The sequence below is a fragment of the Saccharopolyspora antiqui genome, from assembly GCF_052246905.1.
GTDB lineage: Bacteria > Actinomycetota > Actinomycetes > Mycobacteriales > Pseudonocardiaceae > Saccharopolyspora.
The window spans coordinates 79,757-91,435 of the sequence record NZ_JBQQBO010000012.1 but is presented as its reverse complement, the minus strand read 5'-3'; the positions used below and the strand labels follow the sequence as shown (position 1 = coordinate 91,435).

Annotated in this window: 12 protein-coding genes; 4 read left to right on the top strand and 8 right to left on the bottom strand. The window is 66.6% G+C overall.

Annotated elements, in window-relative coordinates; all coding sequences use genetic code 11:
- The first annotated feature begins 219 nt into the window (after positions 1-219).
- The gene (locus ACTWQN_RS19940; protein ID WP_443205013.1) at positions 220-459 is read left to right on the top strand and encodes a hypothetical protein; all 240 of its coding nucleotides are present in this window, start codon (positions 220-222) and stop codon (positions 457-459) included.
- A 72-nt stretch (positions 460-531) separates the two neighbouring features.
- Here the strand turns inward: ACTWQN_RS19940 and ACTWQN_RS19935 are convergent, their stop codons facing one another.
- The 4 genes from ACTWQN_RS19935 to ACTWQN_RS19920 all read right to left on the bottom strand — a co-directional run bounded on the left by ACTWQN_RS19935 (position 532) and on the right by ACTWQN_RS19920 (position 3,959).
- On the bottom strand, positions 532-2,112 hold the full coding sequence (locus tag ACTWQN_RS19935) for an alpha/beta hydrolase (RefSeq protein ID WP_443205012.1): 1,581 nt from the start codon (positions 2,110-2,112) through the stop codon (positions 532-534).
- 252 nt (positions 2,113-2,364) lie between these two features.
- Positions 2,365-2,622, bottom strand: a complete 258-nt coding sequence (locus ACTWQN_RS19930) for a hypothetical protein (protein ID WP_443205011.1) — start codon at positions 2,620-2,622, stop codon at positions 2,365-2,367.
- A gap of 266 nt (positions 2,623-2,888) precedes the next feature.
- Positions 2,889-3,083 (bottom strand): DUF397 domain-containing protein, encoded by a 195-nt coding sequence (locus ACTWQN_RS19925; protein ID WP_443205010.1) that lies wholly within the window; start codon positions 3,081-3,083, stop codon positions 2,889-2,891.
- Between the two features lie 15 nt (positions 3,084-3,098).
- Positions 3,099-3,959 carry a helix-turn-helix domain-containing protein gene (locus ACTWQN_RS19920; protein WP_443205009.1) on the bottom strand — a complete coding sequence of 287 codons (861 nt, stop codon included), beginning with the start codon at positions 3,957-3,959 and terminating at the stop codon, positions 3,099-3,101.
- 359 nt (positions 3,960-4,318) lie between these two features.
- Between ACTWQN_RS19920 and ACTWQN_RS19915 the strand changes: the two genes are divergently transcribed.
- Entirely contained in the window at positions 4,319-4,561 is a 243-nt protein-coding gene (locus tag ACTWQN_RS19915; protein WP_443205008.1) for a hypothetical protein, read from the top strand.
- A 213-nt stretch (positions 4,562-4,774) separates the two neighbouring features.
- Here the strand turns inward: ACTWQN_RS19915 and ACTWQN_RS19910 are convergent, their stop codons facing one another.
- The gene (locus ACTWQN_RS19910) at positions 4,775-5,518 is read right to left on the bottom strand and encodes a lysophospholipid acyltransferase family protein (protein ID WP_443205151.1); all 744 of its coding nucleotides are present in this window, start codon (positions 5,516-5,518) and stop codon (positions 4,775-4,777) included.
- A gap of 213 nt (positions 5,519-5,731) precedes the next feature.
- Between ACTWQN_RS19910 and ACTWQN_RS19905 the strand changes: the two genes are divergently transcribed.
- Both ACTWQN_RS19905 and ACTWQN_RS19900 read left to right on the top strand, forming a co-directional pair.
- Positions 5,732-8,206, top strand: a complete 2,475-nt coding sequence (locus ACTWQN_RS19905; protein WP_443205007.1) for an FtsK/SpoIIIE family DNA translocase — start codon at positions 5,732-5,734, stop codon at positions 8,204-8,206.
- Between the two features lie 268 nt (positions 8,207-8,474).
- A complete protein-coding gene (locus tag ACTWQN_RS19900; protein ID WP_443205150.1) occupies positions 8,475-9,704 on the top strand; it encodes a sialidase family protein in 1,230 nt (409 codons plus the stop codon).
- Positions 9,705-9,780: 76 nt separating this feature from the next.
- On the opposite strand, the gene ACTWQN_RS19895 is transcribed toward ACTWQN_RS19900, so the two are convergent.
- The 3 genes from ACTWQN_RS19895 to ACTWQN_RS19885 form a co-directional block, all read right to left on the bottom strand.
- The gene (locus ACTWQN_RS19895) at positions 9,781-10,350 is read right to left on the bottom strand and encodes a phospholipase (protein ID WP_443205006.1); all 570 of its coding nucleotides are present in this window, start codon (positions 10,348-10,350) and stop codon (positions 9,781-9,783) included.
- Positions 10,351-10,495: 145 nt separating this feature from the next.
- Complete coding sequence (locus tag ACTWQN_RS19890) at positions 10,496-10,999, bottom strand: amino-acid N-acetyltransferase (protein ID WP_443205149.1); 504 nt, start codon at positions 10,997-10,999, stop codon at positions 10,496-10,498.
- Between the two features lie 80 nt (positions 11,000-11,079).
- Positions 11,080-11,586 (bottom strand): amino-acid N-acetyltransferase, encoded by a 507-nt coding sequence (locus ACTWQN_RS19885; RefSeq protein ID WP_443205005.1) that lies wholly within the window; start codon positions 11,584-11,586, stop codon positions 11,080-11,082.
- Positions 11,587-11,679 lie beyond the last annotated feature (93 nt).

Sequence of the window (11,679 nt, the reverse complement as noted above, 5' to 3'; positions counted from 1 at the left end):
CACTCATCCGAGTGGTAAGTTGGCCTGCTTTGTCCAAATTGCTGATCACTGCCAGTAGGGGTGATCTCCACGGGGTGATCTACGAATCTCGTTGGAGGGACTCGGCAGGCCTGCTCGGAGATCCGCGGTCATGGTGAAAACGCCGGTTCGGAGAGCACCACTCCGACATGGGGACTCCCGGATCGGAGGAACCACCTACACGGGAGATTGGGGTCTCAGGTGCGTACTTCTGCTCGACTCTTCGGCGCTGCCGCTGCAGCGGCAGCCATGATGGCGATCGGCTCCCCCGCGTTCGCCGACAGTTGGGACAACGACGGGATCAACCTGCTGAACGACAACAACGTCAGCGTGTTGCCGGTCCAGTTGTGCGGCAACAACATCGGCGTGCTGGCAGTCGTGGTGCCGATCGCATCGCCGCAGCTCAGCCACTGCGTCAACGCGCCGATCTTCGACGACTGACGCACGAAGATCTCGTCGACTGCACAAAAGTGCCGGTCTCCCTCGGGAGACCGGCACCTTGCTGTTCGCGGGTCAGTGCCAGTTGGCCTGCAGTGCCCTCTGCAGAGCGGCTGGCTGCTGCGGTCGGGTGCTTGCCGCCGCCACGGTTTCCGGAACCGGCTGCGGCAGCGGCTCGCACGTGGTGTCCGGGCCGTCGCCGGGCTGCCGGGCGGGCAGCTTGCCGGTGGTCAGGTAGTCGGCGATCTGGTCGTCCAGGCAGGTGTCGCCGCTCAGCGATCCCGAGTGCGTGGTGCCGCCGGGCAGGCTGATCAGGCTGGCGCCCGGGAAGCGCTTGCGCGCCTCGATGGCGCCGGGGAACGGAGTCGCGGCGTCCAGCTCTTCGCTGATCAGCAGCGCACCGCCGACTTTGCTGCCGTCGATGTCGACCGGCTTGCCCGGCTTCGCGGGCCAGAACAGGCACGGCGCGTTGTACCAGGCGTTGGCCCAGGTCTCGAACGGCGCCTGTCCGTGGACGGCCCAGTTGTCCTTGCTCCACCTCGCCCAGCTCTTCGGCCACTGGACGTCGGTGCACTGCACCGAGAGGTAGACGGAGAAGTTGTTGTCGTCGCCCGGGGTGTTGGTTCCGTCGTAGATCGTCTGCAGCGTCTGCCAGTCGCCGTTGTGCACCCAGCCGGAGAAGGCCTTGGCGCGCTGGTCCCAAACCGACTGGGCGTAGCCCGCGGTGAGGAACAGATCGGTCCACTCGTCGGAGCCGATCACACCGCCCGCTGGCTGCTGGTCCAGTTTCGCGAGCTGTTCGTAGTACAGCTTTTCCACGTCGGCGCCGGTGGTGCCCAGGTGGTAGGTGGAGTCGTACTTGGCGATCCAGTCGAAGAAGATCTTGATGTTGCGGTCGAACGCCAGGTCCTGGTTCAGGTTGGCCTGGTACCAGACGTCGTTCGCGTTCACCACGCCGTCCAGCACGACCCGGCGCATCCGCTCGGGGTGCAGCGTGGCGTAGACCTGGCCGAGGTAGGTGCCGTAGGAGAAGCCGTAGTAGTTGATCTGCTCGGCGCCCAGCGCCTTCCGGATGCTGTCCACGTCTTCGACGACATCCGTGGTCTTGATGTGTTCCAGCAGCTTGCCGGTGTTCCCGCACGCCTTGGCGTAACCCTCGGACCGGTCCAGCCAGATCTGCTCCAGATCCGTGGTGGTCGGCACGTAGTGCGGGCGGTCGTAGGAGAAGTAGTTCGGGTCGCAGGAGATCGCGGGTTGGCTGGCGCCCACCCCGCGCGGGTCGAAGCCGATCCAGTCGTAGGCGGCACCGGCGTTCTTGGGCACCGCCGCGCCCAGCGTCGACAGGGCCAGCCCGGATCCGCCGGGTCCGCCCGGATTGACCAGCATCACACCCTGGTACTGGTCTTCGGGCACGGTGTGCTTGATCCGGGAGACCGCCAGCGAGATCTGCTCACCCGCCGGGTCCGCGTAATCCATCGGAACGGTCAGCATCGCGCATTCCGCCCCGGCCTTCTGCAGGTCCTCGTCGGCGCACTGTCCCCATTGGATCGGCGTTGGGTCGAATTCCGGTGCCGGGTCGGCGGTTGCGGCGCCGACAACCGGCGACAGGCCGACCAGGAGGCCGACCGCCAGCCCGGCAGTGACTACTTTTCTCACGATTGTCCCCGTCTGTCCAATTGTGTTCGCTGTCAGCGACGATCAGTGTGGACAGTTAACGGGATTCGCCCGCCCGAGACCGAGCCATTGGCGAAAATTGCTCCTACCGAGCGCATTCCGCTTACCTTCGCGTTACGCGGGCCGCCAGCGGATGGGGTTTGCTGGTGGCCGCGTGGCAGGGCCGGTCTCCCTCGGGAGATCGGCCCTTTGCATGCCGTACCCGCGGTTTTCGGAACCGGTCGGATCAGCCGTTCACATCGGCATGTACGGACCGAACGGCGACCACATGGGCATGTACGTGCCCAGCGGCGACAGCACGACTCCGGATTCGTCCGGGTTGACCAGTGCCGGGACGGTCGGCGTCCCGTGTTCCGCCCCGGCTTTCCGCAGGTCTTGGCCTGCGTACGGGCTCGATTGGGTCGACGCTGGCTCGGTGGCCGCGGCACTGGCGACCGGTGACAGGCCGACCAGGAGGCCGACCGTCAGTCCGACGGAGACTGTTTTTCTCACGATTGTCCCGTCTATCCAATTGTGTTCGCCTCGGGTGGCGATCAGTGCGGACAGTTAAGGGGATTGGTCCCGATGGAATCGAGGTCTTGGCGAGAATTGCTCCTGCCGAACACGTTTCGCTTCTGTTGCGAAGCAGCGGCTGCGGCGCAGACCGGACCCGGATGCCCCGTTGGATCTCAGGTTGTGCGGATCCCAAACCGGTCGGGTGAGGGGTGAGGGGCACCCGTGACCAAGTAACTGGGTCACGGGTGCCCCTCACCGAGACTTCAGCTCCTCTTGATGTGGGTCAGGAAGGTGGTCCAGGTGGTGCTGGCGAAGATGAGCGTGGCGCTGTCGCGGTCCTTGGTGTCGCGTACGCCGACGACGCCGGGGACCATTGCCACCTCGACGCAGGCGTTCTGCGTAGCGCTGTAGCTGCTCTTGAACCACGCCGCATCCGCCAGGACACGTCGTTCGATCATGGTGCGACCTCGCGTTCACTCCGAGTACTGCTTGCGCACCGATCGTATGACCTTCAGCGACTCCTTAGGGGAGAGCGCAGCTGCCTGAAGTTGGTTCCACAGCCTGGCGTAGGTCGCCACCGCGTCCTTGTCGTCCAGGTAACGGGCGTCATCGAGGCATTCGACGTAGACGAACTCCAAATCGGCCGCGATGCCGTTGGACGGGATGCGCAGCATCGTGAAGTCGAACGAGATCCCACCGCCAGGAGTCTCCACGTCGAACGGCAGTACCTGGAGGTTGGCGTTCTGCTGCAACGCCACCTCTGACAGGCGATCCAGCTGCTCCCGCATGACCCAGACCGTGCCGACCTGCCGACGCAGGCACGACTCGGAGAGGATGAACGACGCTGTGGCGGGTTTGGCCTGGGTGAGGATCGTCTGCCGTTCCTGACGAGCGGCGACGTTGGAATCGATGTCCTCGCTTTCGCGACGTGCCGATGCCGTGTCCATGGCACGGATGTACGCCTCGGTTTGCAGAATTCCTGGGATGATCTCGCCTTGGACCTGGCGGATGTCGTCAGCGTCGGTCTCCAGGTCGACGTACATCCGGAACCACTCGGGGAAGACGGAACGATAGCCGCCCCAACGACCTCGACTGCTGCGGGTCCGCGCGAGCTCGAACATCCACTGCATCTCGTTCGGGTCGACGCCGTAGAACTCCAGCAGGAGTTTCAAATCTCCTTTGCTGATGCCACCTTGGCCGAGTTCCAAGCGGCTGATCTTGCCGATGCCGCAGTCCAGCGCGGCTGCTGCTTCGGACTGTTCCCGGCCTGCTTTCTGGCGTACGTGGCGCAGTTCGTTGCCGAGTTGAAGCCGTCGCACGGTGGGTGTTGCCATCGATCGCCTCCGGTTGGGTCTCCGCCACTCGCGAGTGTTCCGCATCCTGTGGCCACAAGAACATCACCCGATTCGGCAATTCCTTAATCTGCGATCGCAAGTTTAAGCTGATCAACGGAAGCGATCACGTGAGCGCCTGCGGAATTGATCAGAGAGCCCTTGAATGGAGAGCGGAGTGTAGCGATGGATTCACATGCCGGGCTGCAACCCACCATGTTGTTGCTGCTCATGGTGTTTGCGGCGGTGTTGCCGTGGGTGGTGGTCGTGCGGGATCTTCCGGCCGTGCAGTCGTGGCAGGCACGAAGTCGGGCTCGGCGGACGACGCGCGAGATTCACCGCCAGCAAGGCCGCGGACTGCGGTGACCGAGTTGGGCGAGACGCCGCGCCATTACTGGCTGCCGACTCCGAATCCGGATACCGGCGCGTTCGTCCGGCACGCCTTTCGCGGCCGTCGTTGGGAAAGCCAGTCCACCGACACGACGGTGTGCGGCACGGACGTGGCGATGGCGAAGCCGAGCGAGCTGGACTGGTGCACCGCGCCGACCTGCCAGGACTGCAACGGGGTTCTGCGCGAGGAGCAGCAGGTTCGCGGCGAGCCATGAAGACCCGGTTCGATGCCGCTGCTGCCCCCGACGCGGCATTGAACCGCGCGGCCGGTCGGCGCACTCTCCCCCTCCCAGTGCGCTGACCGGCCGCACCCCACTTCTACCGGCAGATCTCGATCCGAGAGGACCGGTGTTCACGGGTACGTATTTCAAGATCGCGAACGAACTGCCCAGCCCAATCCGCGCGCGCCTGCGTTCTTCGATTTTCGGTCAGGGGCGCCAGGGGCTCGGTTTGTCGGTGGCGGGTCGGGTCGGGTCGTGGTGCTTCGGTGCGCCGGGTTCGTCCGCGCGCAGCGGGACCAGGCCTGCCGTGATGGCGCGCATGATGCGGTCGCGGGCGCGGGCGGCGTCGCCGACCCGATCAGCGGACAGGTCGCCGAGCTCCAGCGCCGCTCCGAAGTGGACTTTCAGCTTCGGGCGGCGCACCAGTGCCCGCAGCCACGAGGCCAACAGGATCCACACGTCGTGGGCGCTCTCAACCCGGACCATGCCGTAGCACATCGCCTCGTGGGCGCCCCACTGGCTGATCGGCACCACCGTGGCGCCGGATGCCAACGCCATCCGGGCCACGCCGGTCTTGCCATGTTCCGGCCACATGTCGGGTTCGAGCGTGATGCGGCCTTCCGGGTACATCAGCACCGGGTGGGGATCGCTGGTCAGCGCCGCCACCACGCGCCCCAACGCCTCGCCAGCGGTGGTCTTGCCCCGGTCGACGCGGACGTGTCGGCAGCTGCGGAGCATCCTGCCCAGCACGGGCGTGTCGAACAGGCCGCCGGTGGCGAGGAAGCGCGGCGCTAGCCGCCTCGTCCGGCACGCCGCGATCAGCACCAGCGCATCGATGTTGCCGATGTGGTTGGCCGCCAGCAGCAGCGGCTTGCCGCGCAGCGCATCGGGCACGTCGCCGGTGACTTCCAGCCGTCCGGTGAGCCCGACGATCGCCCGGTCCACCCGCATCAGCGCGCGCCAGAACAACGGCGCGTCCCGGAACAGGTTCTCGCGATCATTCCGGCGTGTCGGCTCGTGCGGACCGGATGGAAGAGCAACCATGATGTTCGAGGATCTCACGCATGCTGGCCCGGCTGGAGCGGATCGCCCCAAATAACGTCTGACCAGCGATCTCCCGTGGCTGGTGTGACGGGAGAGGCGGGTGAGGATACCGTGTGGGGCATGGCGAGCCGGACATCGAATGGGGGACGCGGCTCGACGCGCGGCAAAAGCGCGACCAAGAGTAGCGGCTCCGCTGCCAGGAGTGGTGGATCGGGCAAGTCGAGCACCACTCGCAAGACCACCGGGAGCGCCAAGCCGCGCCCCGGATCGACTCACGCGCCCCGCAGACCAGGGCCGAAGCGATCGGCGAAGACGCGTTCCAGCGGCGGTGGGGGCCTTGCTCGCGGGATCGGCGGTCTCGTCCGAGCGATCGGCAAGACCAAAGATCTCGACCCCGCGCACCGGCGCGACGGGTTGGCGCTGATCTTCCTCGCGACCGCTGTGATCGCCGCCGCCGGTGTCTGGTGGCGGGCCGGTGGTCCCGTCGGGCACTGGTTCGACTTGACGCTGCGCTCGGTCATCGGCATGGCCGCCTGGGTGCTGCCGGTGGTGCTGCTGGGCGTTGCCGTGCTGCTGATGCGCACCGAGACCAGTGCTGAGGCGCGGCCCCGGATGGTGATCGGGGCGCTGCTGGTGATCCTCACCTCGCTTGGCGTTCTGCACATCCTGTTGGGTTCCCCGTTGGACCCGGAGGAGTGGCCGAACGCGGGCGGCGCTCTCGGATTCGTCGCTGGCGGGCCGCTGGCGCACGGCCTCACCGGTTGGGTCGCCGTCCCGGTGCTGGTGTTGATCGGGCTGTTCGGCCTGCTGGTGCTCACCGGCACACCGGTGCGCGAGGTGGGTGCGCGACTGCGCGGTCTCGGGCGCGAGGACGCGGAGCCGACGCCGGAGCCCGCGGAGATCGAGGCGGATCCGGCCGCGGTCAAGCTCCGCCGCCCGTCCCGACGCCGCCAAGCGGCGATGGCCGACGAGGACCGGCAGCTCTCGTTGGACGACGCGCCCGAGCAGCCGCCCTCGCGGCCGAAGGCGGCCGCGGTGCCCGCCAATCCGGTCGCCGCGGAGAAGCCGAAGAAGAGCAGCGAGAAACCGCGGATCAGCCGCAGCGTCGAGGGCGACTACCAGCTGCCGCCGCTGGACGTGCTCACCGACGGCGACCCGCCGAAGAGCCGCAGCCGCGCCAACGACGCCATGATCGAGGCGATCACCGCGGTGTTGGAGCAGTTCAACATCGACGCCCAGGTCACCGGTTTCACCCGCGGTCCGACGGTGACCCGCTACGAGGTGGAGCTCGGCCCGGGCGTGAAGGTCGAGAAGATCACCGCGCTGACCAAGAACATCGCCTACGCCGCGGCGACCGACAACGTCCGGCTGCTGGCGCCGATTCCCGGCAAGTCCGCGGTCGGCATCGAGGTGCCCAACAGCGACCGCGAGATGGTGCGGCTCGGCGACGTGCTGCGCTCCACCGAGGCGACCAAGGACACCCACCCGCTGGTGATGGGCCTGGGCAAGGACATCGAAGGCCACATGGTCACCGCCAACCTGGCGAAGATGCCGCACCTGCTGGTGGCCGGTTCGACCGGGTCCGGTAAGTCCAGCTTCGTCAACTCGATGCTGGTGTCGCTGCTGGCGCGGGCCACCCCGCAGGAGGTCAGGATGATCCTGATCGACCCGAAAATGGTGGAACTGACCCCGTACGAGGGCATCCCGCACCTGATCACGCCCATCATCACGCAGCCGAAGAAGGCCGCCGCCGCGCTGGCCTGGCTGGTGGAGGAGATGGAGCAGCGCTACCAGGACATGCAGGCCAACCGGGTGCGCCACATCGACGACTTCAACCGGAAGGTCAACTCCGGCGAGATCACCACCCCGCTGGGCAGCGAGCGCGAGTACCGGCCGTACCCGTACATCCTGGCCATCGTCGACGAGCTCGCGGACCTGATGATGACCGCGCCGCGCGACGTCGAGGACGCCATCGTGCGGATCACCCAGAAGGCTCGGGCCGCCGGTATTCACCTGGTGCTGGCCACCCAGCGCCCGTCGGTGGACGTGGTGACCGGTCTGATCAAGACCAACGTGCCGTCCCGGCTGGCGTTCGCCACCTCGTCGCTGACCGACTCGCGGGTCATCCTGGACCAGCCGGGGGCGGAGAAGCTGATCGGCATGGGCGATGCGCTGTACCTGCCGATGGGCGCGTCCCGACCGGTGCGGGTGCAGGGCTCGTTCGTCGGCGACGACGAGATCCAGCGCATCGTCACGTTCAGCAAGGGCCAGGCCGACCCGGAGTACACCGACGGCGTCACGGCGGCCAAGGCCGGGGAGAAGAAGGAAGTCGACTCCGACATCGGCGACGACCTCGACGTCCTGCTGCAAGCCACCGAACTCGTGGTGACCAGCCAGTTCGGGTCCACCTCGATGTTGCAGCGCAAGTTGCGGGTCGGGTTCGCCAAGGCCGGTCGGCTGATGGACCTGCTGGAGTCGCGCGGCGTGGTCGGGCCATCGGAGGGCTCGAAGGCCCGCGACGTGCTGGTCAAGCCGGACGAGCTGGAGGGCACGCTGTACTCGATCCGGGGTGGTCCGCCGCCGGACGGGGAGTGAACGTGGGCGTCCCCGCATCCGCTGAAGGATGCGGGGACGTTACTGTTTTCCGCATTTTCACCAGCATTTCCCCAATAGGTTTTCGCTGCGTTCGCATTACTCCGTTTGCGTCCTCTCAATTGCGCTGAATGGAATTGTTGAGGCGGGTCGACCCGCCTGTTTTGTGCGATATTCTCCCGCCCGCTGGAGGCATTTGTCCGCCGCGATTTCGAAGGGCTATCGCATGGTCGTCCGGAAAATTCACGCTTGGTTGCTGGTCCTGTTGTCCGTGCTGTTACTGGTGGGATTCCAGCAGTTCGCCTCGGGTGTCCCGGTATCCGGACCGGATCCCACTCCGTCCGATGTGGACCAAGGTGAGCTGATGCGCATCGGCGGCAGCAGCTATCCGCGCCTGGTGCGGTTGCAGCATTCCGGTGCGGCCAACGGCCGGGTGCTGGCCAGCATGACGACCTATGTGGACCGAGCCGGATTCGCGGTGATCTACGAAAGCCGCGATGACGGCGCAACATTCCAGCCGATCAGCGAAATCCGCGATCCGGAGGGCGCGGACGAGAAGGGCATGTGCTGCTCGACGCTGTACGAACTGCCGCAGCAGATCGGTGACATGCCAGCGGGCACCCTGCTGTGGGCCGGGACAGCCGGGGTCGGCGCGGACCCGGAGCAGCGGCACAGCAGCATCCGGGTGTGGCGCAGCGACGACCAGGGGCGCACCTGGAGCTTCCTGTCCACGATCGTGCAGGCGCCGGTCGGACCCGGTGTGTGGGAGCCGGAATTCACCGTTTCCGCGCAGGGCGAGCTGGTCGCGTTCTATTCCGATGATGGCGACCCGCAGCACGACCAGAAGATGGTGCAGGTCCGTTCCTCGGACGGCCGCAATTGGACCGACCTGCGGGAAACGCTGAAGAACGACGAGTTCACGGTGCGCCCCGGAATGTCCGGAGTCCGGAAGTTGCCGGACGGCACGTATGTGATGGTTTACGAGCTCTGCAACTACGACCCGGTGCACATTTGCACGGTGTGGATGCGCACCTCGCCGGACGGCTGGGATTTCGGCGACCCCTACGACCTGGGAACCGAGATCCTGTCGGATACCGGCGGGCAGCCGCTGGGCACTCCGACGATCGCCTGGGCGCCGGGACCGGGTCCGAACGGCCGACTGCTGCTGGCGTACCAGATGCTGGCGGGTGACAACGGCGGTTGGGCGCCGGGCAACGGGCGCACGCTGATGGTCAACGACGACCCGTCCAACCTGGCCGAGGGCTGGCGGGAGATCCCGTCCCCGGTGCAGATCAGCTACAACCAGGGCAGCGTGTGCCGCAACTTCAGCCCGACGCTGCTGCCGACGCTGGACGGGCAGTCGGTCATCCACGTCACCACCGACTTCGAGAAGTACATCGGTGGGCCGTGCGAGGCGTACTACGCCACCGGACCGATCGACCCGTCGACCACGGCCACCAGCCACGACGTCCAACCCATGGATCCCCGCCCCGGCCGCTGAGATTTTCCGAACACTGGGTTCGGCAAGCGGGATCGCGGGGTGCGCCCGGGTCGGGCGCACCCCGCGCCGCCGGTGCTCAGCCCTTGGCGCCGAACTCCACGACTTCACCTCGGGCGTTGACCGCGCGATAGGACAGCAGCGAGCCGTCGTCGGCGTGGATCGGCTCGATCTGCGCCGAGTCCAGGGCGTCCGAAGTCGAGATGCTGGCGCCGCCGAACTCCCGCACCGCGTAGTAGTAGATGTTCGCGGTGCCCTTGCAGCCCAGGTCGCTCCCGCACACGGAGTACATGTCGTCGCGGAAGTTGTCGTCGATCTCCTCGCGGTTGGCCTCGGTGAACCGCTCCTGCTTCTTGTAGTTGCGGTAACCGAAGTCGTGCCGGTCGCAGCTGGTGCGGAACTCGTAGCCCAGCGGCTCGTCCGGCGACATCGAACAGCCGTCGGAGGACCAGTCGAGCTGGTCGGCGTAGGGCTGCTCGCCGCGGGTCTCGGTGAACGAGTCGAGGGAGAGCTCGAAGAGGTACTGGTCAGTGACGGACCGCAGCTCACCTTGACTGAGGTCGGCGTGCGCGATGCCGGCGGTGAGCAACAGCGCCCCGGTGGCGGCGGCGGTGACGAAGAACCCACGACGAGCAGGGGAACGTTCCACGGCGAGTCTCCTCGAATCCGAACGGATCACTCACCGTGTTATAGCCGGTACCCGTGGTGCCCGTGGGGCCGTTGCGCGACAAGCACGAGAACGGCGGACAACGATTCCCACCAGACGGGGTGGGAAGACGCGTTCGGCGCCGCGATCAGTTGAGGTTGAGGAGCATTCGGGTGTTGCCGAGGGTGTTTGGTTTGATGTTGGCGAGGTCTAGGAATTCGGCTACGCCCGCGTCGACCGAGCGGCGCATTTCCTCGTAGATCTCCGGGCCCACCGGGGCTCCGTTGACCGTTTGGAAGCCGTGGCGGCCGAAGAACTCGGTTTCGAAGGTCAGCACGAACAGCCGGGAGAGGCCGAGTTCGCGAGCCAGGTCGATCAGTTGGTGCACCAGGCGGTGGCCGACGCCGCGGCCCTTGACCGTCGGGTCCACTGCCACCGTGCGGATTTCGGCGAGGTCTTCCCAGAGCACGTGCAGGGCGCCGCAGCCGACGACGCGGCCGGGGTGGTTCGGTTCGGCCAGTTCGGCGACCCAGAACTCCTGGATGTCCTCGAAGAGCGTGACGAGTTCCTTGGCCAGCAGCACCTCGCCCGCGTAGGTGTCGACCAGGGACTTGATCGTCCGCACATCGGCGATCCGCGCCCGCCGAATCATTATTTCGGATGACGTATAGTCATGCATAACGTCATCGTAGCGCCGCGATCCGATAGCGGCATGCGCATAACCGCGTCGGGTCAGGCGCCCAGCCTCAGCAGCATGCGGGTGTTGCCGAGGGTGTTCGGCTTGACGTGGGCGAGGTCGAGGAACTGGGCCACGCCTTCGTCCGGTGAGCGGCGGATCTCCGCGTAGACGTCGGGCGGCACCGGGGTGTCGGCGATCGGCCGGAAGCCGTGGCGGCCGAAGAACTCGGTCTCGAAGGTGAGCACGAAGATCCGCGACAGGCCAAGGTCGGCCGCGGTGGCGATCAGGCGCGCCACGAGCGCGTGGCCGATGCCGCGACCCTTGGCGATCGGATCGACCGCGACGGTGCGGATCTCGGCGAGGTCTTCCCAGAGCACGTGCAGGGCGCCGCAGCCGAGGATCCGGTTGTCCTGCTCGGCGACCCAGAACTCCTGGATGTCCTCGTACAGCGTGACGAGTTCCTTGCCCAGCACCACCTTTCCCGCGTAGTGATCGATCAGCGCCTTGATCGCGCGAGCGTCGCGGACGCGGGCCGGGCGTACCTGCACGAGATCTGTCACGTTAGGTAAGCCTAACCAACATGTGATCGAAATGGTGGCTGCCCGGCCGTAATCTTGGCCACGGTCAACGAACTCGGCCCGGCGGGCTCGTGC